Below are 23654 nucleotides of genomic sequence, written 5' to 3' on the forward strand. Positions count from 1 at the left end.
GTTGATCGTTTGGCGCGTCTCGTTTGGTTGTTAGCGGGTGATGTGGCTTTGGGTGAGGACGGTGAGGGCGCGTAGCAGGGTGGTGGCGTGGCGGTGGTTGCCGCGTAGTTGGTGGAGGATGCGCCAGTTCTTCAGGTCGGCGAAGCCGTGTTCGTTGGTGGCGTGTTCGCCTGCGATGAGGTTGTTGACGGCGTGTTGGTAGCGGGTTAGTGGGTGGGCGCGGGCGGGTCGGCGGCCGGTGATGATGGTGGGGTGGTCGTCGGGTTGGCCGGGGGGTTGGCGGCGTGGTCGTAGGCCGGGGTAGGGGCCGGGTTGGTCGTCGAGGTTGGTGAAGCCGAGGTCGCAGATGGCGGCTAGGTCGTGGTGGCGTAGGTGGGCGGGGATGCGGTGGCGGCGGGCTGCGGTGATCTCGGCGGTGCGGCCGGGGTAGGCGGCGGAGATCCACAGCAGGTTTCCGGTCAGGTCGGTGATGGACAGTACTGTCAGGCCGAAGGTTTTGTGTTTGCCGTTGTAGTGGGCGTGGCGGCGGCGTCGGTCGCGGGGGCGTTGGACGGGGATCAGGGTGCCGTCGAGCAGGACCACCTGTGTGTGGTGGCGGGCGCGGCGCAGGATCCGGGACAGTCGGGGCATCTGGGCGGCGAGGGTGGTGATCACCTGGTTGACCCAGCGGCGGACGGTGTTGGCGGAGATGCCATTGGCGGCGGCCAGGTCGGCCGGGCGTTGGTCGTGACGCAGCACGGCGAGGACGATCGCTGCTGCGGTGTGGTCGGGTAGCTTCCGCCATCGTGAGCGCACCTGGGCTCGGTGACGGCGGATGGCGGTGGTGACCGTGGTCAGTGTCTTCGTGGACAGCGGCAGACGGGACTGGTAGACAAGCGGCGAGCCCTCGGCCGGCGGGTTTTTGTGTGTCACGACCGAACACCCTGGCCGAGGGCTCACCTGTATGTCATGCAGGCCACGCTGGTGCTGGGCAAACGATCAACCCGGAGATCATCTCTTCGTGGACCTGCTCAATCACCCACCACCGCCCAACGGTCAAGACCTACTGACCAGCGGATTCAGGATGGAACTACTTCAGGGATGTTGTCGCCTCCGCCGCCGTCTGACACAGCAGAATCCCCGATGATGTCGCCCTCGGCGTGGTCCGTGGCGATGTTGGGCAGACGCTGGCCCCGAGGGTGGTCGTGGGGCCGGCCGTCAGCTCATCCGGCTGACGGCGGATCGCAGTCGGAGCAGGTCCCGACGGCGACGTTCGTAGGTGGTGGCCAGGCCGATCAGCGCCAGCCCGGCGGCGGCCAGAAAGGCCCACCGGGGCAGCAGGTCCCAGCTGCGCACCAGCTCGTACAGGGCCAACAGGCTCAGCGTGCCCGCGCCGAGCAGCACCGGCGCCTGCCAGCGGCGGACCGCACCGAGCAACGTCGCGGCGAGCGCGGCGGCGCCGAGCAGCAGTCGCCGCCAGGGGTCCGGGTCGGCGCCGAACAGCACGGCGGTCAGGCTGGGCAGCAGCAGGGCGGCCAGGCCCGGGCCGAGCGCGAGCCAACTGTTCAGTCCCGGCCGGGTACGCAGCCCCACCGCACCGGCGCCCAGCGCCACCGCCGCCAGCGGCACCGTGTACGCCTCCAGCACGCTGACCCCGCCGGCCGCCAGCAGCAGCCAGACGGCCAGCAGTTCGCTGCCCCCGCCGATACCGGCGAAGACCCAGCGTCGCTCGACCGACTCGTCCCGGCGCAACAGCCGGACCCCCGTCGCGACGCCCCACAGCACGCAGATCGTCGCGGCATGCCGGAGTGCGCCAAGGGTGAGCAGCAGCGCGAGCAGCGCCACCGCCTGCGCGGCGACGTCCAGCACCCGGGCCAGCAGCACCCCCGCTGCGGGGGCGGCGGAGGTCCCGAACGCCGTTCGGGTGGTTCCCGCCGTCGGCGCAACAGTCGGTGGAGGCCCTGCCGGTCGCGGCGGGCTCCACCGGCTCGACGGCAGCGTCGCGGCGAGCGCGAGGGTGAGCGCGGCGACACCGAGCACCGCGAACGCCGCCACCCGCGGCGGCTGCCCGCCGGCCAGCGGTGCGGTGACCGCGAACCCGGTCGCCGCCGCCACCGCCACCAGCCAGCCGAGTACGCGTACCGGCACCCCACGCGCGGCCACGCCGACGACCGTGGCCGCCACCACCAGCAGTCCCAGCGCGCCCAGGGTGCCCGCCCGGGTGGCGTGCAGGTTGAGCAGTCCGGCGACCGCCAGCACCAGACCGACCGGCAGGGCCACCGCACCGAACCGTCCGCCCGGGCGGGACAGCGCGACGGTCAGCAGCAGAGCCACCCCGCCGAGCAGCGCCACCGCCGGCACCACCGGCCACGGCGTGGCGGCGGCGACCAGCAGCACCGGACCGGCCGCGGCCACGAAGGGCAGCACCGCACCGGCCACCCGCCAACCATCGGTACCAGCGCCCCTGTCACCGGCGACGCGTGCGTCGTCGCCACTGCCACCGGCGGCGCGTGCGTCGTCGCCACTGTCACGGCCACCCGGACCAGCGCCGACACCCGCAGCGCCACCCACGGCACCCGGCTGCGCGCCGGGCCCCGCGGCCCGCGCGGCGTCGACTGGCCGCGTCTCGGGGCGGGGGCGCGAGGCCGGCCAGACGGCCAGCGCCGCCGCCAACGCCAGCAGTGCCATGGTCAGGCCGACCGGCAGGGCGTCCGGTGCCGCCCTTGTCGCTGGCGCGCCGGACCACGGTGCGGACGGCGGCCCGTACGGCGTCAGCAGGGCGGACAGCACCATCGGTAGGGCCGCCACCGTCGCCACCGTGGCCAGCACCAGCCCGGCCACCGGCAACAGCCCCGCCGGGCTAGCCCGGAATCCGGCGAGCGCGACAAGCGACGTCGCCACCGCCGCGTACACCGTCACCTGCTCCGCACCCGGCACGGCCAGGGGCGACAGGCCGGTCAGCACGGCCACCACGGCAAGCCCGGTCGAGGCGTACCCGGCCAGTTCGGGCCAGGATCGACGCAGCGCGAGCAGCGCCACCGCCGGCAGCGTGACGGCGGCCAGCGCGCCCCGAGCCTGCCACCACGGCGGGGCACCGACGCCGATCAGCGCGATCGCCGCCGCCGCCGGTACCACGAGCACCGCGGCAGCCAGCCCGCAACCAGCCACCGTCCGCCGCACCGGGTCGCCGCCCCGGCCGGCGACCGCCACGCCGAGGCCGACGGCCAGGACCACCGCGCAGGCGCTACCGGCACCGATCGGGTCGGCCAGCCCGACCAGCAGCCCGTGCCCGAGCAGTGCCGCACCGGCCGAGGCCGAGGTGAGCGCCGCGACGGTGGGCAGCGTCGGGCGGACCACCGCCGCGAACAGCAACACCACCCCGACCGCGAGGTCGATCGCGACCACCGCCGGCCACGGCGCGGCCCAGGCCACCGGCACGGCGAAGGTGGTCGCGGCGAGACCGCTCGTCAGCACCGCCGACTGCGCCGCCCGGGGCAGCAGCACCGCCACCGCCACCGAGGTCAGTGCCACCGCCACCGGCAGTTGCCACCCCCACGCGAAGGCCGGCCCCGCCGTGGCCCCTCGCCACGGCGGCAACGACCGACCCACGGCGGCACCCGCCAGCAGCAGGCCCGCCAACGTCGCCAGCAGCCCGCCACCGCCGGCCACCAGCAAGGTACCCACGCGTGGACCGGGCCGCCAGTCGGGCGGGAGCAGCCGTACCGCACCGGCCAGTCCGGCCGCGACCAGCGCTGCCACCAGCAGCCACACCGAGGCGCGTAGCTCCACCACCGGGCGGACCACCGCAGCGGCCAGCACCGGCACCAGCGCGCCGGCCGCCAGCGCCTGTACCGACCCGCCACCGGCCAGCAACGCCGCGCCGAAGGCGGTGAGTGCCACCAGCAGCATCGGCCCGCCGGCCAGCAGCGGTACCCCGGCCGCCCGACCGACCAGCAGGGGCACCAATGCGCAGCCCGCGGCGAGTAGCAACCAGCCGGCGAACCAGGCCCAGGCCAGGAGCGTCCCGGCCAGCCGCACCGCCGGTGTCGTCGCGGCCCCCTCGTCCGCGACGACACCGGCCCGCCGCCGCAGCGCGACGACCACCGCCAGGTCGACCAGTGCCACCCCGACGAAGACCACCGCCCACCCGGCCGGTTCCGGACGGAACTCGGCAGCCAGCAGCGGCAACAGCGGCTGAACGACCAGCAGCGCGGCGAACCACGGCACGGCCAGGCGGCTGATCCGGGCGTAACCGACCGTCACCGCCGCGCTGATCGCCACCACCAGGGCGGCGTACCGGCTGCCCGGCCAGGCGGTCACCCCGAACAGGTCGACCGACCAGGCGGCGTATCCGTCGAGCAGTACCAACAGCAGCCCGACGGCGGCGAAGGTCTCGGCGGTGCCGCGCAGTCCCCGCCGACGTGCGATCAGCGGCACCGCCAGCAGCAGGGCGGTGAACGCCAGCAGGATGGCTGCCCGACCAGCCACCCCGACCGACGCCCAGGCGACCGCGGTGAAGACCGTCGCCGCCGTGCCGAGCAGCAGTCCACCCAGGACGAAGAGCAGGCCCTGCACCGTCCGCGTCGACGTCTCCGCGCCACCCGGGCGCACCGGGACGGACGCGGACCGGCCACCGGTCGACACCGGAGCGGTCGCCGGATGCCCGCCGACGGCCGGTACGGCGCGGTGGCCCGGCGGCGTGCTGGACACCGGGAACTCGGCCCGGACCGCGGCGGCCAGTTCGGCCCGCCGCCGCACGGTGTCCAGCCGCCCGACCAACCCCTCGTACGCCTGACGGGCCCGCTGCACCTCACCGCCCAGCGCGACGATCTCCCGGTCGAGCCGGATCACCTCGGCGGCGGCCTGGTGCGGCGGTCGGCCGCAGCCGGTGCAGCCGGAGGTCAGATTCGCCGGGCTTCCGCAGGCCGGGCAGGGGTAGGCGTTGTCCACGCCGTCATCCTCGACGGCCGGGCGCCGCCGGCACCAGAGTGCGCGTACTCAGGAGCGGGTGTGCTCGAAGACCCAGGCGGCGTACCCGGGATGGCCACACTCGACCCGGGTGACCAGGATCTCCGGCACCTCGTACGGATGGCTGGCCCGCAACTGCTCGACCAACGCGTCGACCCGGTCGGGCGCGGTCTTGAACTGCACCGACCATTCGGTGCTGGTCTCCACGCCCGACCGCCACCAGTATGTGCTGTCCACCTGGCCACCCACCTGCGCGCAGGCCGCCAACCGCCCGGCCACCGCGGCGGCGGCCAGCAGATCGGCGACCGACCGCGCGTCGACCACCGTCGTCACCACGCTGATCTGCTCCACCCGCGCACCCTACGTCGCGTCGTCGCGGTTGGTCGCGATCCACTCGTCTATCCGACTCCACCATTCGTAGAGCCAGTCGATGCGCTCCTGTCGGCCGGTCGGCACCTCCTCCGGCGGCACCGACCAGAACCGCATCACCAGCCGCTTGTCCATCGGCAGTTCCCGCCACACGTCGGTGACGGTGAGCATCCGGTCCAGGCCGGTGTGCGCCACGAAGATCACCCCGGCGTCCGGTGCCGCGTCCAGCGCCGCCAGCAGCCCACCCGGCTGTGGGGCGAGCACGTGCCGCATCGCCTCCGCCTTCAGCGCCATCCGCTCGTGTCCCCGGTCGCGCAGCCGGGCGATGGCCCGCAGCCGGCGTTTCGGGGTGAAGTTGCTGCCCTCGGGAAAGATCACGAAGGCGTCGTCCTCGTCCAACCCGGTGGCCAGATGCCCGACCTGCTCGGTCAGCGAGCCCCGCCCGTCGTGCCCCGGCGCGATGAACCGGCTCGGCAACCGGTTGAGCAGCACGTCGATCGCCGGATCCCACTGAAGGGTGTCCTTGAGCACGATCCGTGGCTCCCGCCGGAACCAGTTCACCAGCGCGTGGATCAGGATGAACGAGTCACCCGGACCGGCGTGCCGGCACAGCACCAGTTCCGGCCGGCCCGGCAGGGCGGTGTCCGGGTCGGTACCGACCACGTCGATGCGCAGTCGCAGCATCCACCGGGCCTGCCAGAAGAACACCCGCAGGAACCAGCCGGCCAGCACGTAGTGGGCCCGTTGGAAGGCGGGTGCGCGTACCCGCCAGCCGAACCCGGAGCCGACCCAGAGCCCGAAGAGGCTCAGCAGCGCCGCGGCGTCCCAGACCAGGTAGAAGCAGCCGAGCCAGAGCAACCGCAGGGGACGCAGGTGCCCGGGAACGAACGGGGACACGGCGAGGGCGAGCAGGGCCCACAGCGGCACCGTGGTGACCAGCAGGATCGCCAGCAGCACCACGCCCGGTGCCAGCAGCAGTCGACGCAGCCAACGCGGCGGTAACGGCATCAGCGTTCCAGGTTGGCCAGGTAGTGCCGGGAGGCCGAGTAGGCCCGGCTGATCCGTCGGCCCACCGCCGCCATGTCCCGGTACGCCCACGGAGTGTCGTCGCGTGGCTCGAGCCCGCCGGTCGGCAGCACGTGCACCTCCACCCCGTCGGGCAGGGCGGCCATCTCGCGGGCGAACCGGTGCCGGCGGGCGATCTCGAACGCGACCTGGGCGATCTCCCAGGGGCGCCGGGGCGGTGCCAGCGCCCGCTCGATCCGGCCCACCTGGAGTACGAAGATCCGGCTGGCGCCGGCCGCGACCGCCTCGCCGATCGGGATGGAGTTGACGATCCCGCCGTCCACGTAGTGCTGATCACCGATGCGGGCCGGCGGCAGCAGGCCCGGCACCGAGGCGGAGGCGAGGACCGCCGGCACCACCGGCCCGCTGACGAACCAGTGCTCGGCGGCCCGCTCGATGTTCGCCGCGCAGCAACGGAACGGAATCTTCAGATCGGCGAAGGTGGTCTGGGCACCGAGTTCGTTCTCCAACAGCTTGCGCAGTGGCCGGGGCGAGTGCAGGTGGGTACGGGCGGCGAAGCGTCGCAGTTGCCGGGCGACCGAGTCGCCGTACACCTCGCTGGCCTCCGGGGAGGCCCAGAGCCGTACCAACCGGTCGGTCACCGCCTCGGACGGGTCGGCCGCCACCAGGGCGCCGTTGACCGCGCCGATGGAGGTGCCGAGCACCAGGTCGGGCCGGATTCCGGCCCGGAACAGGGCGCGCAACATGCCCACCTCGACCGCGCCCAGGACGCCCCCGCCGCCGAGCACGAAAGCCACCGGTCCCCGCGCCATGCCGTTCATCCTGGCACGGCCGGGCACCGACGGTCCCCTCCCGTACGCCCTCGCACCCCTGGCACCCCCCACCGCTACGCGACGCCACCGGCCGGTCGCACCCACCGATATGCATCGAGGCCCGTTGACAGGTGAGCAACATTCGCGCAACCTGATACCGCTCCCACCTATGAGGCAGGTGCGATCCGTGAAGCCAGCGCTGCAGCCCGGCCGGTTGCTGGCCACCAGATACCGGCTGATCGACCAGATCGGCTCCGGCGGCATGTCGGTGATCTGGCGGGCCCACGACGAGGTACTCGACCGGGTGGTCGCACTGAAGGTGCTCGCCCCGTCACTGGCCGCCGACGCCAGGTTCCGCGACATGGTCCGCGAGGAGGCCCGCGCCGCCGCACAGTTGGTCCACCCGAACGTCACCTCGGTGCACGACTACGGCGAGACGGTGTCGCCGGACGGCGCCATCACCTCGTTCGTGGTGATGGAACTGCTCGCCGGTGAGGAGCTGGAGTTCCGGCTCACCGAGGGTCCGCTGCCGTGGCCACAGGCGGTGGAGATCGGCGCCCAGGTCGCCGACGCGCTGGCCGCCGCGCACCGGCTCGGCATCGTGCACCGGGACATCACCACGGCCAACGTGATGATGACCCAGGTCGGCGCGAAGGTGCTCGACTTCGGCATCGCCACCCGGATCGGCGCCCCGGACGACGACGAGGACGGTGCCACCTTCGGCACCCCCGCCTACGTGGCGCCGGAGCGGCTCGACGGCGCGCCGGCCCAACCGGCGACCGACGTCTACTCGCTCGGGGTGCTGCTGCACGAGACCCTGACCGGCCGGGTGCCGTACCCGGCGGACACCTGGGACGAACTCACCGTGGCGCTCGCCGAGCGCCCGCCGCCGTCGCTGGCCGGGGTGCCGGGGTTGCCGGCCACGGTGGCCGAGATCTGTCTGCGCTGCCTGTCGCGGGATCCTGCCGACCGTCCCACCGCGCGACAGGTGGCCACCGTGCTGCGTGACCAGATGCTGCCCGCCGATCCGCAGGCCAACACGATGCTCGCGCCCACCGTCACGCTGCCCACGACGGGCCGCCCCGACGTGGCCGCCCCGGCTCCCGCCTGGGTCCTACCGACCGTCGGTCCCGCCGCTCTGCAGCCTGCTCTCGCCGGGGCCCTCTCCGGCGCGCCGGCAGGCACCTCGGTCGCTCCGGGTGGCACGGTCGACGCCGCCGGGCAGCCGGACGGGCGCGACGCGCAGACCGCCACCGGGCTGGTCGACGGCGGGTCCGTACCGGTCTCCGGGGTGGATCCGGGGCGGGGGCGGCGGCTGCCGCGCCCGGCACCGGTGACCGGCGACGACCCGCGGCGGGGGCGGCGACCGTGGCGCCCGCTGCTCGTCACGGCGGCCGTGGTCACACTGATCGCTACGGCGCTGACGGTGCCGGCGCTGCTGCCGGACGACGACGCCGGACCGCCCGCCGTGCTGCCCACGACCGGACCGACGGCGACGGCCGAGCCGGCCCCACCGGACGACACCGTCAGCGTGCCGCCGAGCCCCGCACCGTCGAGCACCTCGGCCACGCCAGCGGCGACGACCGGCGCGCCGAACCCGCCCCCGGGTGGCGACAGCCTCGTCGAGGCCGCGAACCGCTTGGACGAGGTGATCGGTGCCGGTCTCGCCGACGGTGGCATCCGTGACGATGTCGGCCTCGACCTGCGCAACGAACTGCGCAACCTGACCCGGGAGGTGACCGGCGGCGAGGGTGAGTTGGGGCCCGGCGTCGCCCGGCTCCGGGAAAAGGTCTCCATCCGACTGCGCGAGAAGGGTCTGAGCCCGGCGTACGCGCAGCAGTTGGACGCGGCGATCACCGCGCTCGGTGCCGCGCAGGTCTGAGCGGCACGACCGGTCAGGCCGGGGTGACCCGGGCCGGCTCGCGGACCGCGGCCCGGGGGGTCGCGGCCGCGAGGAAGCGGCGGTACACCTCCTCGTAGCCGGCGGCCATCCGCTCGGTGGAGAAGGTCCGGGCCACGTGCGCCACGCAGTCCTCCGGGGCGAGATCGACGGACCGCCGCAGGGCCGCCGGCAGTTCGTCCGGCCGCTGGCAGATCAGCCCGCTCACCCCGGGGCGGACCAGTTCCGGCACCGCGCCCCGGTTCAGCGCCACCACCGGCGTTCCGGTCGCCATCGCCTCCAGCATCACGATGCCGAACGGCTCCTCCCACTGGATCGGCATGACCAGGCAGCGCGCCTCGACCAGCAGCCGCAGCACGGCCTTCCGGTCGGCGTCGAGCACCACCGTGACGTCCGGCCCGAGCATCGGCCGGATCACCTCGTCGTAGTAGCGCCGCTCGGCGGGCTCGTTGCACTTGCCGGCCAGCACCAGCGGCAGACCGGCCGCCCGGCAGGCCCGGATGGCCAGTTCCGGCCCCTTGTCCGGGCTGAACCGGGCGAGCCACAACACGGGTCCGTGGCTGGGGGCCTCCTTGCGCGGGAAGCCGTCCAGGCTCATCGCGTTGTGCACGGTGCCGACCCAGGGCAGCTGCGGGTTCAACCCCCGTTGGGTGTGTGAGATCGCGACCAGGCCGACCCCCCGGTCGGTGTCGCTGAGCACCGTGCCGTACTCGCCCACCGGGTTGCCGTGCACCGTTGCCACGGTGGGTACCTGCCGTCGCCCGGCCACCAGCGGACCGATCGTGCTGTGGTCGTGCACGATGTCGAAATCGGCCGCACTGAGCAGATGGTTGACCCGGGCCAGGTGGGCCAGTTCGGGCAGCGCCTCACCGAGGCGGTCGAACTGCAACTCGTCGAGGGTGGCGAGGAAGTCGGCGGCGGTGCCGTGCGCCGCGCCGGCACCCATCAGCGTCACCGCGTGCCCCCGGGCGATCAGGGCGTCGACCAGACCGGCCACCACGTGTTCCAGTCCGCCGTAACCCGGCGGCGGCACCGACAGCCAGGGCGGCACGACCATGGCGATCCGCAACCGCTGCTCGCGCGCAAGGTTGTCGGCCACGTGCCCTCCCCGTTGCTGTGCGGGGGCGTCGACCCCGATCGGCTCCCTTGCTGGGATCGAGCGTCTTCCCGGTCCCGGCATGGACAAACCGGGCGCCGGATCGTCGGTTCAGCCGCCGACCAGCAGGTGGTCGCGTACCATGCACACGCCCTCGGCCGACCAGGCGATCCGTTCCGCCTGATCCCGCTCCCACCAGGACCGCACCACCCCGCTCAGGGTCACCGTGTCGCCGCGTACCTGGACGATCACCCGTTCCGTGCCGATCCCCCGCATCAGGGCCCGTTGCACGTCAGTGCGGATCCGGTCGACGTCGGCCGGCGCGGCGGGCCGCACCTCGACCAGGTTGGTGACGCCGCGTACGCCCCGCAGCCGGCGCAACTCCCGCTCGGCGGTACGCCGCTGCCAACCGAACTCCACCGCGCCGCGTAGCATCAGCCACCCGTCGGCGACGGTGAGGTCCAGCCGCTCGGCCGGCACGAAACTGTGCCACTCCAGCGCCCGGCTGGCCGCGATCGCCAGGTCGCCGTCGGTGATGTCGACCGGACCGGTGGGCCGCACCTCGATGTCGTCGGCGACCGCCCGCACCCCGCGTACCCGTTGGGCCCCACGCACCGCCGCCCACCTGCGGGCGGCGCTGTCCACGCCGCCGGCCAGCGACACCACCCCGTCGCGCACGCTCACCCCGATGTCGGTCGAGCGCACCTGCGCGTCCCAGGCGAGTTCGGCGAGCACGTCGCGCTGGATCTGGTCGTCGCTGCGGGTGGCCGTCGCCGTGGTCATGACACCCTCCGGTCCGCTTCGGCAGTCTCCGTCGCCGATGTTGCCGGCCGGCGGGGTGAGCGTGGTTCACCCGGTGTGGGTGAACCGGGCCCGGAACGGAGGAAGGGCGGCGGGCGCCGTGGCCAACCCCCTTGGCCACGCCACCCGCCGCCCCGGAGGGAGGAAGCAGGTCCTGTCTCGTTAGGACGCCTCGGCGAGCGTCACGGTTGCCGTCGCCTCGGCTCCATTTCGCTGGTACGTCACCTCGACCTGGTCACCGACCTTGCCGGCCTGGACGGCGGCCACCAGGTCGTTGGAGTCGTTGATCACCTTGTCGCCGAACCGGGTGATCACGTCACCCTGTTGCAGCCCGGCCCGCTCGGCCGCACTGCCCGGGTTCACCGCACCGATCAGCGCGCCGCCGTCGGGCGCCGCGTTCACGCTGACCCCCAGCGACGGGTGGCTGATCTTCTCGCCGCGCTGGAGCTTCTCCGCGACGTCCTTGGCCTTGTTGCTCGGGATGGCGAAGCCCACGCCGATGTTGCCGGTGTTGCCCTGTCCCGCGGTGGCGATCGCGGTGTTGATGCCGATCACCTCGCCCCGGGTGTTCACCAGTGCGCCCCCCGAGTTGCCGGGGTTGATCGGCGCGTCGGTCTGCAGCAGCCCGGAGATCGAGCTCACCGCCTGGCCGGGGAGCTGCTGCCCCCCGCCGGCCTGGATGGTGCGGTCCCGGGCGCTGAGGATCCCCGCGGTGACCGAGCCCTGCAGGCCGAGCGGACTGCCCAGGGCGAGCACCTGGTCGCCGACCTGCATCGCGTCGCTGTCGCCGAGGGTGGCCGGCTGGAGATCGGTCAGCCCGTTCGCCTTCAGCACCGCGAGGTCGGTCTTCGGGTCGGTACCGACGACCTCGGCCTGGGTGCTGGTGCCGTCGGCGAAGAAGACCCGGACCGTGTCGCCGCCCCCGGCGATCACGTGGTTGTTGGTCAACACGTAGCCGTCGGCACTGAGCACCACGCCGGAGCCCTCACCACTGCCGGTGCTGATGGACACCACGCTGTCCTGCACCGACGCGGCGATGCGCGGCAGGTCGGCACCGTCGATCACGGGTGCGGCGCTGTAGGTGCGGGTGATTCCGCCGCCGTCGCTCAGCGCCAGGGTGAGCGCCCCACCGGCGACGCCGCTGCCCAGCATCAGGGCGAACACCGCCACGCCGGCCCCCGCCAGCTTGGCGATCCTGCCGAGGCGGGGACCGCTGGACGGCGTGGGGGCCCACGGGTTCGGCTGCCCCGGGTAACCGCCCGGAGTTCCGCTCTGCCCCGGGTAGCCGCTCGGCGTTCCGGCGGCCTGCACCGGATACCCGGGCTGCCCGGCACCGGGCCCGGTCGGCTGGGCACCGCTCCAGGCGGGCTGGCCGGGGTACCACGGGTTTGTGGGGTAGCGGGCGCCGGGCTGGTGCGGGTGCTGGTACGGGTGGCCGCCGGTCGGCGCCCAACCAGGCTGACCGGAGACCGGCTGTGCCGCCGGGGTCGAGCCGGCGGCCGGGGCCGGCTGACTCGGCGCGGCGTCCGGGCCGACCGGCGACGGATCGACGGCCCGGACCGGTACGGTCGGCGCCTCGACCGTCGGGTCGGCGTCGGGACGGTCAGTGGACGGAGAGTCGGACCGCGCGTACTCGGCGCGGGACAGCTCGGGTTGCGACGGCTCGGCGTCGGTGGGGGCCGGCCGCCGCGGGTCGGACTCGTACTCGGTCATGCCCCTACCTTCTCCCATCGCTCTGCGTCCCGCCTTGGGCGGAACTGAGGATTGGCTGAAAATCACTGGTCGTCGATGTCGGTGGCCGGTGCGAGCGGCAGCCGTACCCGGAAGGTGGCGCCACCACCCGGCGTCTCGGTCACCTCTACCGTCCCCTGGTGCACGGTCACCAGCGCGGCGACGATGGCCAGGCCGAGACCGGTGCCGGTGTTGCCGTCGGTTCGCCGGGTACGCGAGGCGTCCACCCGGTAGAAGCGCTCGAAGACCCGCTCCGCCTGCTCGGCGGTGAGCCCCGGCCCGGTGTCGGCCACCTCGACCACCGCCAGGTTGCCGGGCTCGGCACGCAGCCGCAACGTCACCGCCGCACCGGGCGGGGTGTGCCGCAGCGCGTTCGTCATCAGGTTGCCGATCACCTGCCGCAACCGGGCGTCGTCGCCACGTACCACCAGCGGCCCGGAGCCGGGCTCGATCTCCAGCTCGATCCGCCGGTCCGGTGCCGTCGCACGGGCCGCCGCCACCGCGTCCGCGGCCAGCACCGGCAGCTCCACCGGGGCGAGCGAGAGCGGTCGTTCGCGATCCAGCCGGGCCAGCAGCAGCAGGTCCTCCACCAGCAGCCCCATCCGGGCCGCCTCGTCCTCGATGCGCCGCAGCAGCTCGGAGGTCTGCTCCGGCGCCCGGGCCGCACCCTGACGGTACAGCTCGGCGAAGCCGCGGATGGTGGTCAGCGGGGTACGCAGCTCGTGCGAGGCGTCCGCGACGAACTGCCGCATCCGTTCCTCGGAGCGGCGGGCCCGGGCCTCGGAAGTGCGGGCCCCCTCGGCGGCCTCCCGGGCCGCGGACTCCGACGCCGCCCGGGCGGTGAAGGCCATCTCGATCTGACTGAGCATCGCGTTCAGGGCCCGGGACAACCGGCCCAGTTCCGAGGTCGGGCAGGGTTGGCCGTCCTCCGGGTCCGGGACCCGGCGACTGAGATCACCACCGGCGATGGCGGCGGCGGTGCGTTCGATCTCCACGAGCGGCTTGAGGCTGGTCCGGACGATCGCCGCGCCGATCGAGGCGAGCAGCACCAGCACCGCCCCACCGACCAGCAGGTCGATCCAGATGAGCCGCTTCACCGCCTGTTCCACGTCGGTGAGGTGCTGCCCGATCGCGGCCCACTGCCCGTTGGGTAGCTCGGTGTAGAGCATCCGCCAGCGCACGTCGGTGCCTCGCGCCCGGGTATCGAACGGTTTCCCGGCCAGTTGCTGGAAGCCGGCGGCGTCCTCGGGCCAGTGCGGCAGGTCGGCAGCGTCGAACCGGCGTTCGTCGAACCCGTAGTCTTTGACCAACCCGGTGCTGCGGCTGGTCACCACCACCACGTAGTCGGTGGGGATGACCGAGTCGGGCGGGATGTAGACCTCCGCCCAGGGCTTGCCGGCCAGATCGCTCTCGATGGTTTCGACCGCGCTTGTCAGCTCCTCGTCCACCTGGTCGACCAGGTAGCTACGAAGAAAGATCGTGGTCAGTGAGGCGATCACCAGCAACGCGGCGGCGACCAGGGCCAGCACGGCCGCGACGAGCTTGACCCGCAGCGGTACCGCGCGGAGCCGGGTCTTGCCCTGCTGTACCGCGTTCACGCCGCCGGCTTGCGCAGGACGTACCCGACGCCGCGCAGGGTGTGGATCAGCCGGGGATCGGTCGTGTCGACCTTGCGGCGCAGGTACGAGATGTACGACTCGACGATGTTGTCGTCGCCCCGGAAGTCGTAGTTCCACACGTGGTCGAGGATCTGCGCCTTGGACAGCACCCGGTTGGCGTTGAGCATCAGGTAGCGCAGCAGCTTGAACTCGGTCGGCGACAGCTGCACCCGCTGACCGGCCCGGTACACCTCGTGGGTCTCCTCGTCCAGCTCCAGGTCGGCGAAGGTGAGCCGGGCGGGTGCCTGCTCGCCGGTGCTGGTGCGGCGCAGCACCGCCCGGATCCGGGCGGTCAGCTCCTCCAGGCTGAACGGCTTGGTCACGTAGTCGTCGCCGCCCAGGGTGAGCCCACGGATCTTGTCGTCGGTGGCGTCGCGGGCGGTGAGGAAGACCACCGGCGTACGGGTGCCGCCCTCGCGCATCATCCGGATCACCTCGAACCCGTCGAGGTCAGGCAGCATCACGTCGAGCACCACCAGGTCGGGGCGATGATCCCGGGCCGCGCTCAGCGCGGCGCTGCCGCTGGTGGCGGTGGCCACGTCGAATCCCGCGAAGCGCAGGCTCGCGGAGAGCAGTTCGAGGATGTTGGGATCGTCCTCGACGACGAGCAGTCGCGCCTCGGTCTGGGTAGCGGCCATGCCGCCCATCATCCGCGCAGACACTGCGCCTCCGCTGGGCGGATCCTGGAAAAAGCCTGTGAGCGGCAGGACCCGCGCCGCTCTCACCACCCGGGTGACCCCGCGCCGACTGTCAGGCGGCCAACGGCAGCTCCCGCTCCGGCTCCCCCGCCACCGCTCCGGGTGACGTCGCGGCCGCGGACCGGGGCGTCACCGGTAGCACCGCCGCTGCCGGTCGCGCCGGCACGCGCACCGGCTGGGCGGGCCCGGCGACCACGGACGCCGGCTGCGCGGCTGGCATCGACGGTACGAGGTGCACGGCCGATTCGGCGACCCGGGCGAGCGCCCGCCGGTCGGTGGAGCGGGCGGGGTGCAGCGGCGCGGCGATGTCGACCCGGACCGTCAGCTTCCGCACCGCGAGCATCCGCCGCACCGAGCGCAGCAGGGTCTCGTCGCCGACGAAGGCCGGGGCCGTGGTGGTCTCACCGGTCAGCCCGCAGCGGTAGCCGATCCGCAGCGGCACGACGGGCGCCCCGGCGTCGATCGCCGCCTGGAACATCGCCGGCCGGAAACCGTTCGCCGGCCGGCAGGACGCGGCGCCGCCGCACCAGGTGGTGCCCTCCGGAAAGACCGCGACCGAGCGGCCCGACCGCAGCGCCGAGGCGACCCGGCCCACCGTGGCGGGCAGCCCACGAGGCCGGGAGCGATCCACGAACACGGTGCCGGCCGCGCGGGCGAGCAGGCCGATCAGTGGCCACCGGCGTACCTCCTGCTTGGCCACCAGCCGGGCCGGCGCGACCGCGAGCAGCGCCAGGACGTCCCACCAGGAAACGTGGTTGGCGACCAGCAGGGCCCGCCGTCGGGGCAGCCGACCGCGCACTTCGAGGCGTACCCCGCAGGCGCGGGCCGTGGTCCGGGCCCAGCCGCGCAGCGCGGCCTGACGCTCCTGCGTCGGCAGCGCCGGAAGCAGGGCCGCCAGCCCGATGCCGAGTCCGAGCATGCCGAGCAGGCCGGCGGCACGGCCCAGTTGCCGCAGCACCGGGATGGTGGGTGCTTCGCCCGGGCCGGGGAGACAGGCCGGGCCACAGCCGGAGCTGGGCCGCCACAGCGGGCTCACGGTTGCCCGCCGAGGAAGTGCCGCAGATAACGCGGGTTGATCCGGTCCATCGAGAGCAGGACGTAGAAGTCGGCCACCCCGAAGTCCGGGTCGTACGCCGGTTCGCCGCAGACCTGGGCGCCGAGCCGCAGGTAGCCGCGCAGCAGCGGCGGGACCAACCGGGCCGATCCGGCGATCGTCTCGGTCGGCACACCCGGTTCGGCGAACCAGGGGCGCAATGGCCGGACCCGCAGCTGCGGGGGTGCCAGGTGCTTCGCCCGGGTCTGGGCCCAGACCTCGGCGGCGGCGAGGCCACCGTCGGCCACCGGCACGGAGGCACACCCGCCGAGCCAGCGCAGCCCGCGCAGGTGCAGGTAGCGGGCGATGCCCGCCCACATCAGGTTGATCACCGCCCCGCTGCGGTGCGCGGGGTGCACGCAGGACCTGCCGGCCTCGACCAGTTGGGTCCGCAACGGGTCGAGCGCGCTCAGGTCGAACTCGCCCGCCGCGTATCGGCGGCTGGTCCGTCCCGGCGGAAGCAGCCGGTACGTGCCGACCACCTCACCGCTGCTCTCCTGGCGCACCACCAGGTGGTCGCAGTACGTGTCGAAGACATCGCGGTCGAGGCCGGCCGCGTCGAGGGACACGGTGGCGCCCAACTCGCCGGCGAACACCTGATGACGCAGGCGTTGCGCGGCCTCGACCTGGCTGGGGCTGTCGGCGATCGAGAGGATGTAGCCGCTGGTCGTCAGTGCGACGTCCACGGCTGGCAGAACGGCCATGCCTTCTGTGTAGCGCCCGGTCGGTTGCCGGCCATGGTGACCGGTGATGTCGATCCGGTGAACGCCGGTCGGCGGCCGGTGGCCGACCCGCCGCGCCGGCCGTCGGCGACGGCGTGCGAGGCTGCCGGTGTCGGCGACGAGGCCGCGCGGGCGGAGGGGCTTGATGATCATCGAGGGACGCTTCAACGGACCACCGGGCTCGGGCAACGGCGGTTGGAGCGCCGGGGTCTTCGCCACCGCGTACGGCGGGCACGGTCCGGTCGAGGTGACCCTGCGCCGGCCGCCGCCGCTGGACACGCCGCTGAGCCTGGTCGACGCACAGGTGCTCGACCCGGCCGGCGAGGTGATCGCGCAGCTGCGCCCGGCGGGCGATCTCGGCGAGGCCGTCCCCCCGGTGGACCTGGCGTCCGCCCGGGCCGCGTCGGCGGCGTACCCGGGGCTGGTGGAGCACCCGTTCCCCGGCTGCTACGTCTGTGGTCCGCAGCGCGCCGACGGCCTGCGGATCTTTCCGGGTCGGCTGCCGGACGGCCGGACGGCCGCGCCGGTACGGGCACCCCGGCAGGTCGTCCCCGCCACGGTCTGGGCCGCCCTGGACTGCCCCGGCGGCTGGGCGGTGATCGGTGCCGGCCGGCCGTACGTGCTGGGCCGGATCGCGGCCCGGATCGAGGCGCTGCCCCGCCCCGACGACGAGTGCGTGGTGACCGGTGCGGTGATCGGCACCGAGGGCCGCAAGGCGCTCGTGCACACCAGCCTGTACGCCCCGGACGGTCGCCCGCTCGGTCACGCCCGGGCGACCTGGATCGCCGTGTAGACCCGGCGGTCGATCGGCTCGTACCTGGGGATGAGACGTCTCCTGCCTGAGACGGAGCACGATTTCCCGAACGAGCCCGATTGAATTACTTGACCATTAACGTCACGCTGTGCAACGGCGCACCCCGGCGCCACACGGGAGGAGAACGATGACCGACGGGCGACCAAGCCCCACCAACGACGCCCAGATCGTGGTTTCCGGTCTGACCAAGCGGTACCGCAACGTGCTCGCGGTCAACAACCTGTCGTTCACGGTCGAACCGGGTCGGGTCACCGGCTTCCTCGGCCCGAACGGTGCGGGTAAGACCACCACCCTGCGGATGCTGCTGAACCTGGTCACCCCGACCGCCGGCACGGCCACCATCGGCGGTCGGCGCTACCCCGACCTGGCCGACCCGCTGCGGCACGTCGGCGCGGTGCTGGAGGCGTCCAGCGCGCACAAGGGGCGCACCGGAGTCAACCACCTGCGAGTGATCTCCGCGGCCGCCGGGCTGCCGCGGGAGCGGGCCGACCAGGCGTTGGAGCTGGTCGGGTTGACCCCTGCGGCCAAGCGCAAGTTCAAGGGTTACTCGCTGGGCATGAAGCAGCGGCTCGGCATCGCCGCGGCGATGCTCGGTGACCCCCGGGTGCTGATCCTCGACGAGCCGGCCAACGGCCTGGACCCGGAGGGCATCCGGTGGATGCGCGGGTTCCTCAAGGGCCTGGCCGCCGAGGGCCGCACCGTGCTCGTCTCCAGCCATCTGCTCTCCGAGATGCAGTTGCTGGCCGACGACGTGGTGATCATCGCTGCCGGACAGTTGGTCCGGCAGGGTCCGGTGGAGCAGGTGATCGGGTCGATGGCGCAGGGCGTCCGGGTGCGGGTGCGCACTCCACAGGCCGAGGCGCTGACCGCCGCGCTGCAGGGCGGGCCGGCCACGGTGGAGAACGACGGGCAGGGTGCCCTGCTGATCGGCGGGGTCGACGCGCCGACGGTGGGTCGGACGGCCCTGACCGCCGGGGTGGAACTGCATGAGCTGACCACCGAACGACCCGACCTGGAACGCGTGTTCCTGGAACTGACGGCCGGAAAGGCGGGCATCCGATGAGCAACCTTGTCCGCTCCGAACTACTCAAGATCCGTACGACCAGCACGTGGTGGTGGTTGGCCATCGGGGCGTTCCTGTCGATCGCCATGGCCTTCGCCTTCAACGCGTGGCTGGCCACCGAGACGCTCAGCGGCGGCGGCGAGGAGTTCGGTTACACCGGCGACGCCGCCTCCGCGCCCGGCCAGGCGGCGAACCTCTACACCTCGGGGCAGTACCTGGGTTTGTTGTTCGTGATGCTCATCGGCATCCTCATGGTCACCAACGAGTTCTTCCACCAGACCGCGACCACGACGTTCCTGGCCACCCCGCGACGCACCTCGGTGATCGTCAGCAAGCTCGTCGCGGCCAGCCTGCTCGGCTTCGCGTTCTGGCTGGTGACCACGATCATCGACCTCGCCGCCGGTGCGACGTTCCTGTCCCTCAACGACTACGGCACCCAGCTCGGCGAGTGGGAGGTCCAGCGGGCCCTGCTGCTCAACCTGATGGCGTACGCGATCTGGACGGTGCTCGGCGTGGGCATCGGCACGCTGATCACCAACCAGTTGGGCGCGGTGATCACCGCCTCGGTGCTCTACCTGATCGGCACCCAGGTGGTCGGGCTGCTCTTCCTGCTGCTGGCCAACGTGCTGGACAACATGGCCGTGATCAAGTGGCAGGTGATCTGGCCGGCCGCCGCCTCCCAGGTCATGATCACGCCGGGTGAGAACGAGATGCTGCCCGCGTGGTGGGTCGGCGCGCTCGTACTGGTGGGCTACGCCGTGGTCAGCGGCGTGGTCGGGATCCTCCTCACCCGACGCCGCGACATCTCCTGACAACCGGGCGGCCGACTCGGGTCGCCCCCGCCCCCGACGGGCCCGGTGCACCGGTGAACAGCCGGCGCGCCGGGCCCGTCGGCCATAGCAGCGATCAAGGGAATACGCAGCGCTTACCGAACTTCTGGCATCTTCTGTGAATCCGACCACGGGACGGAGGCGGAAATGCCCCGGAGTCGGCTACGGCGTAGCCTGGGAACCGTCCTGTGCGCCCGTCCCGGCGCATCGGGCACCGCGTGACATACAAACCCGCGTGAAAGAGGCGATTACCGGCCGTGTCGACCCAGCAGACTTCGCAGGAGAACCCACTGGCGGGTTTCGGCCCGAACGAGTGGATCGTCGAGGAGATGTACCAGCGCTACCTCGCCGATCCCCGCAGCGTCGACCCGGCCTGGCACGACTTCTTCGCCGACTACCGGCCCGGTCAGAGCACAGCGGGCACCGGTGACGGGCGGCCGGCCACCACCGAGGCCAAGGAGGCCACCCCGGCCAGGACCGAGACGGCCGCCAAGAGCGAACCAGCGGCCAAGGCCAAGTCCGAGCCGACGGGCAAGGGCGAACCGGCAGGCAAGGGCGACCGCCAGACCGCGGCGGAGACCTCGAAGCCGGCGTCCGCCGCGGCCAAGCCGGCCACCGCGAAGCCGGCCGCCGCCAAGCCGGCCGCCGCCAAGGCCGAACCGACGAAGAGCCAGCCGGCCCGGACCGCACCCACCGCCAACGGGCCACAGACCACGCCGCTGCGCGGAGTGGCCGCCAAGATCGTCCAGAACATGGACGCGTCGTTGGCCGTACCGACCGCGACCAGCGTCCGAGCCGTGCCGGCCAAGCTCCTGGTCGACAACCGCATCGTGATCAACAACCATCTCGCCCGGGGACGCGGCGGCAAGGTCAGCTTCACCCACCTGATCGGCTACGCCCTGGTGCGGGCGCTCGTCGCCCATCCCGAGATGAACAACTCCTTCGCCGAGGTCGACGGCAAGCCGGTGATGGTCCGCCCCGAGCACGTCAACCTGGGCATCGCCATCGACCTGACCAAGCCGGACGGCAGCCGTAACCTGGTGGTTCCCTCCATCAAGGCCTGCGAGCAGATGGACTTCCGGCAGTTCTGGCAGGCGTACGAGGACGTCGTCCGGCGTGCCCGTCGCAACGAGCTGACCATGGAGGACTACTCCGGCACCACCATCTCGCTGACCAACCCGGGCGGCATCGGCACCGTGCACTCCATGCCGCGACTCATGCAGGGCCAGAGCGCGATCATCGGCGTCGGTGCCATGGAGTACCCGGCGCCGTACCAGGGCATGAGCGAGGCCACCCTGGCCGAACTCGCGGTCAGCAAGGTCATCACGCTGACCAGCACGTACGACCACCGGATCATCCAGGGCGCGCAGTCCGGCGAGTTCCTCAAGGTCATGCACGAGCTGATGCTCGGCGAGCACGGCTTCTACGACCAGATCTTCACCTCGCTGCGGATCCCCTACGAGCCGGTGCGCTGGATGCGCGACGTCGCGGTCGACAGCGAAGGTCAGATCAACAAGACCGCCCGGGTCCACGAGCTGATCCACTCCTACCGGGTGCGCGGTCACCTGATGGCCGACACCGACCCGCTGGAGTTCAAGATCCGTAAGCACCCGGATCTGGACGTCCTCCAGCACGGGCTGACCCTGTGGGACCTGGACCGCACCTTCCCGGTGAACGGCTTCGCCGGCCGTCAGCGGATGAAGCTGCGGGAGATCCTGGGGGTGCTGCGCGACTCGTACTGCCGCCGGGTCGGCATCGAGTACATGCACATCCAGGACCCGGCCGAGCGCCGCTGGATCCAGGAGCGGGTCGAGCGCAAGTACGAGAAGCCGCCGGCCGGCGAGCAGAAGCACGTACTCAACCGGCTCAACGCGGCGGAGGCCTTCGAGACCTTCCTGCAGACCAAGTACGTCGGCCAGAAGCGCTTCTCGCTGGAGGGTGGCGAGTCGCTCATCCCGCTGCTCGGTGAGGTGCTGGAGAACGCCGCCGAGGGCGGGCTGGACGAGGTCGTCATCGGCATGGCCCACCGGGGTCGACTCAACGTGCTGGCCAACATCGTCGGTAAGCCGTACGAGAAGATCTTCTCCGAGTTCGAGGGACACCTGGACCCACGCTCCACCCAGGGCTCGGGCGACGTGAAGTACCACCTGGGCCAGAACGGCAAGTTCACCACTCCCGACGGCGACCACGCCGTCAAGGTGTCGGTGGTGGCGAACCCGTCCCACCTGGAGGCCGTCGACCCGGTGCTGGAGGGGATCGTCCGGGCCAAGCAGGACCGCATCGACCTCAAGCTGGAGGGCTACACCGTGCTGCCGCTGGCGGTGCACGGTGACGCGGCCTTCGCCGGCCAGGGCGTGGTGGCCGAGACGCTGAACCTCTCCCAGTTGCGCGGTTACCGCACCGGCGGGACGGTCCACGTGGTGGTCAACAACCAGGTCGGCTTCACCACCGCCCCGGAGTACAGCCGCTCCAGCCTCTACAGCACCGACGTGGCCCGGATGATCCAGGCCCCGATCTTCCACGTCAACGGCGACGACCCGGAGGCCGTGGTCCGGGTGGCCCGGCTCGCCTTCGAGTACCGCCAGGCGTTCAACAAGGACGTCGTCATCGACCTGGTCTGCTACCGGCGGCGCGGGCACAACGAGGGCGACGACCCCTCGATGTCCAACCCCCAGATGTACCGGATCATCGACTCGAAGCGCTCGGTCCGCAAGCTCTACACGGAGGAGCTGATCGGGCGGGGCGACATCACCGTGGAGGACGCCGAGGAGCTGCTGCGCGACTACCAGGCGCAGCTGGAACGGGTCTTCAAGGCCACCCGCGACGCGGCCAGCACGCCACGGCAGCTGAGCCGTCCACCCCGGCAGGACGAGCCCGAGCCGCAGGTGGAGACGGCTACCGAGGCGTCGGTCATCAAGGCCGTCGGTGAGGCGCACGTCAACCTGCCCGACGGTTTCACGCCGCACAAGCGGATCCGGCAGCTGCTCGACCGGCGGGCCCGGATGGCCGTCGAAGGCAACATCGACTGGGGTTTCGGCGAGATCATCGCCTTCGGTGCGCTGCTGCACGACGGGGTGACCGTCCGGCTCGCCGGGCAGGACTCGCGCCGCGGCACCTTCGTGCAGCGGCACGCCTCGATCGTCGACGCGGAAACCGGCGACGACTACCTGCCGTTGCAGTCGCTCACCGCCGACGGCGAGCGGTCCCGGTTCTTCGTGCACGACTCGCTGTTGAGCGAGTACGCCGCGATGGGCTTCGAATACGGCTACTCGGTGGAGAACCTGGAGGCGCTGGTCTGCTGGGAGGCGCAGTTCGGCGACTTCGTCAACGGCGCCCAGTCCGTGATCGACGAGTTCATCTCCTCGGGCGAGGTGAAGTGGGGCCAGCGTTCCGCGGTGACCCTGCTGTTGCCGCACGGCCACGAGGGTCAGGGACCGGACCACACCTCCGGTCGCCCGGAGCGCTTCCTCCAGCTCTGCGCCGAGGACAACATGCGGGTGGCGAACCCGACGACGCCGGCGAACTACTTCCACCTGCTGCGCCGGCAGGCGTTGTCGCCCAAGCGCAAGCCGCTCGTGGTGTTCACGCCCAAGTCGCTGTTGCGGCACAAGCTCTGCGTCTCCTCGGTGGAGGACTTCACCACCGGCGGCTTCTCCCCGGTGTTGGCCGACCCGGCGGCCGGCAACCCCGAGCGGGTCAAGCGGGTGCTGCTCTGCTCGGGCAAGGTCTACTACGACCTGTTCCAGGCCCGGCAGGAGCGCGGCATCAGCAACACGGCGATCATCCGGCTGGAGCAGCTCTACCCGATGCCGGTGGAGGAGATCCGGGCCGCGCTCGCCCAGTACCCGAACGCGGAGGACTTCGCCTGGGTGCAGGAGGAGCCGGCCAACCAGGGCGCCTGGTCGTTCGTCGCGCTCAACCTGCTGGAGCACCTCGACGACGTCCGGCTTCGCCGCATCTCCCGTCCGGCCGCCGCGGCGCCGGCGGTCGGGTCGGCGAAGATGCACGAGGTCGAGCAGACCGCGCTGATCGAGGCGGCACTTCCCCGCCCCTGACGAGAACTGACCCGGTCCCGTCCCGCCCCAGGGTGGGAC

General features: G+C 72.5%; 17 protein-coding genes. 5 read left to right on the top strand and 12 right to left on the bottom strand.

The genetic code is table 11. The features are described from left to right. Positions 1–30 precede the first annotated feature (30 nt). The 5 genes from O7597_RS05990 to O7597_RS06010 all read right to left on the bottom strand — a co-directional run bounded on the left by O7597_RS05990 (position 31) and on the right by O7597_RS06010 (position 7154). Positions 31–912 (bottom strand): transposase family protein, encoded by an 882-nt coding sequence (locus O7597_RS05990; protein WP_281582209.1) that lies wholly within the window; start codon positions 910–912, stop codon positions 31–33. A gap of 285 nt (positions 913–1197) precedes the next feature. Continuing rightward, positions 1198–4929: a hypothetical protein gene (locus O7597_RS05995; RefSeq protein ID WP_281582210.1), complete on the bottom strand. Its 3732-nt coding sequence runs from the start codon at positions 4927–4929 to the stop codon at positions 1198–1200. 48 nt (positions 4930–4977) lie between these two features. Further along, entirely contained in the window at positions 4978–5298 is a 321-nt protein-coding gene (gene cutA, locus O7597_RS06000) for a divalent-cation tolerance protein CutA (RefSeq protein ID WP_269738116.1), read from the bottom strand. Between the two features lie 9 nt (positions 5299–5307). Further along, positions 5308–6324, bottom strand: a complete 1017-nt coding sequence (locus tag O7597_RS06005; protein ID WP_269738117.1) for a 1-acyl-sn-glycerol-3-phosphate acyltransferase — start codon at positions 6322–6324, stop codon at positions 5308–5310. Continuing rightward, a complete protein-coding gene (locus tag O7597_RS06010) occupies positions 6324–7154 on the bottom strand; it encodes a patatin-like phospholipase family protein (RefSeq protein WP_210827034.1) in 831 nt (276 codons plus the stop codon). Before O7597_RS06010 ends, O7597_RS06005 begins: the two co-directional genes overlap by 1 nt. A gap of 187 nt (positions 7155–7341) precedes the next feature. On the opposite strand from O7597_RS06010, the gene O7597_RS06015 reads away from it, so the two are divergent. Next, the gene (locus tag O7597_RS06015; protein ID WP_281582211.1) at positions 7342–9036 is read left to right on the top strand and encodes a serine/threonine-protein kinase; all 1695 of its coding nucleotides are present in this window, start codon (positions 7342–7344) and stop codon (positions 9034–9036) included. A 13-nt stretch (positions 9037–9049) separates the two neighbouring features. Here O7597_RS06015 and O7597_RS06020 read toward each other — a convergent pair whose 3' ends face one another. The 7 genes from O7597_RS06020 to O7597_RS06050 all read right to left on the bottom strand — a co-directional run bounded on the left by O7597_RS06020 (position 9050) and on the right by O7597_RS06050 (position 16835). Continuing rightward, positions 9050–10111 carry a glycosyltransferase gene (locus O7597_RS06020; RefSeq protein WP_269738712.1) on the bottom strand — a complete coding sequence of 354 codons (1062 nt, stop codon included), beginning with the start codon at positions 10109–10111 and terminating at the stop codon, positions 9050–9052. Positions 10112–10261: 150 nt separating this feature from the next. Next, positions 10262–10933: a BON domain-containing protein gene (locus tag O7597_RS06025; RefSeq protein ID WP_281582212.1), complete on the bottom strand. Its 672-nt coding sequence runs from the start codon at positions 10931–10933 to the stop codon at positions 10262–10264. Positions 10934–11113: 180 nt separating this feature from the next. After that, positions 11114–12664, bottom strand: a complete 1551-nt coding sequence (locus O7597_RS06030; protein WP_281582213.1) for a trypsin-like peptidase domain-containing protein — start codon at positions 12662–12664, stop codon at positions 11114–11116. Between the two features lie 62 nt (positions 12665–12726). Next, positions 12727–14280 carry a HAMP domain-containing sensor histidine kinase gene (locus O7597_RS06035; RefSeq protein WP_269738121.1) on the bottom strand — a complete coding sequence of 518 codons (1554 nt, stop codon included), beginning with the start codon at positions 14278–14280 and terminating at the stop codon, positions 12727–12729. Further along, positions 14277–14978, bottom strand: coding sequence for a response regulator transcription factor (locus tag O7597_RS06040; RefSeq protein WP_099853003.1), 702 nt, complete (start codon positions 14976–14978; stop codon positions 14277–14279). The genes O7597_RS06035 and O7597_RS06040 overlap by 4 nt, the downstream gene beginning before the upstream one ends. 112 nt (positions 14979–15090) lie before the next feature. Continuing rightward, complete coding sequence (locus tag O7597_RS06045; protein ID WP_281582214.1) at positions 15091–16074, bottom strand: 1-acyl-sn-glycerol-3-phosphate acyltransferase; 984 nt, start codon at positions 16072–16074, stop codon at positions 15091–15093. Further along, entirely contained in the window at positions 16071–16835 is a 765-nt protein-coding gene (locus tag O7597_RS06050; RefSeq protein ID WP_269738123.1) for a GNAT family N-acyltransferase, read from the bottom strand. Before O7597_RS06050 ends, O7597_RS06045 begins: the two co-directional genes overlap by 4 nt. A 163-nt stretch (positions 16836–16998) precedes the next feature. Between O7597_RS06050 and O7597_RS06055 the strand changes: the two genes are divergently transcribed. The 4 genes from O7597_RS06055 (at position 16999) to O7597_RS06070 (ending at position 23615) form a co-directional block, all read left to right on the top strand. Then, a complete protein-coding gene (locus tag O7597_RS06055) occupies positions 16999–17646 on the top strand; it encodes a hypothetical protein (RefSeq protein WP_281582215.1) in 648 nt (215 codons plus the stop codon). Positions 17647–17794: 148 nt separating this feature from the next. Then, on the top strand, positions 17795–18730 hold the full coding sequence (locus tag O7597_RS06060; protein ID WP_269738125.1) for an ATP-binding cassette domain-containing protein: 936 nt from the start codon (positions 17795–17797) through the stop codon (positions 18728–18730). Then, positions 18727–19542: an ABC transporter permease gene (locus O7597_RS06065; RefSeq protein ID WP_269738126.1), complete on the top strand. Its 816-nt coding sequence runs from the start codon at positions 18727–18729 to the stop codon at positions 19540–19542. Before O7597_RS06060 ends, O7597_RS06065 begins: the two co-directional genes overlap by 4 nt. A 275-nt stretch (positions 19543–19817) precedes the next feature. Beyond that, positions 19818–23615 carry a multifunctional oxoglutarate decarboxylase/oxoglutarate dehydrogenase thiamine pyrophosphate-binding subunit/dihydrolipoyllysine-residue succinyltransferase subunit gene (locus O7597_RS06070; protein ID WP_281582216.1) on the top strand — a complete coding sequence of 1266 codons (3798 nt, stop codon included), beginning with the start codon at positions 19818–19820 and terminating at the stop codon, positions 23613–23615. Positions 23616–23654: the final 39 nt, after the last annotated feature.

Source organism: Verrucosispora sp. WMMC514 (assembly GCF_027497295.1).
GTDB classification, from domain to species: domain Bacteria; phylum Actinomycetota; class Actinomycetes; order Mycobacteriales; family Micromonosporaceae; genus Micromonospora; species Micromonospora palythoicola.

Coding starts and splice junctions, on each gene's coding strand:
- O7597_RS06005 (WP_269738117.1), bottom strand. CDS start 6,324: ATGCCGTTACCGCCGCGTTGGCTGCGTCGACTGCTGCTGGCACCGGGC.
- O7597_RS06010 (WP_210827034.1), bottom strand. CDS start 7,154: ATGGCGCGGGGACCGGTGGCTTTCGTGCTCGGCGGCGGGGGCGTCCTG.
- O7597_RS06020 (WP_269738712.1), bottom strand. CDS start 10,111: ATGGTCGTGCCGCCCTGGCTGTCGGTGCCGCCGCCGGGTTACGGCGGA.
- O7597_RS06025 (WP_281582212.1), bottom strand. CDS start 10,933: ATGACCACGGCGACGGCCACCCGCAGCGACGACCAGATCCAGCGCGAC.
- O7597_RS06030 (WP_281582213.1), bottom strand. CDS start 12,664: ATGACCGAGTACGAGTCCGACCCGCGGCGGCCGGCCCCCACCGACGCC.
- O7597_RS06040 (WP_099853003.1), bottom strand. CDS start 14,978: ATGGCCGCTACCCAGACCGAGGCGCGACTGCTCGTCGTCGAGGACGAT.
- O7597_RS06050 (WP_269738123.1), bottom strand. CDS start 16,835: ATGGCCGTTCTGCCAGCCGTGGACGTCGCACTGACGACCAGCGGCTAC.
- O7597_RS06055 (WP_281582215.1), top strand. CDS start 16,999: ATGATCATCGAGGGACGCTTCAACGGACCACCGGGCTCGGGCAACGGC.
- O7597_RS06060 (WP_269738125.1), top strand. CDS start 17,795: ATGACCGACGGGCGACCAAGCCCCACCAACGACGCCCAGATCGTGGTT.
- O7597_RS06065 (WP_269738126.1), top strand. CDS start 18,727: ATGAGCAACCTTGTCCGCTCCGAACTACTCAAGATCCGTACGACCAGC.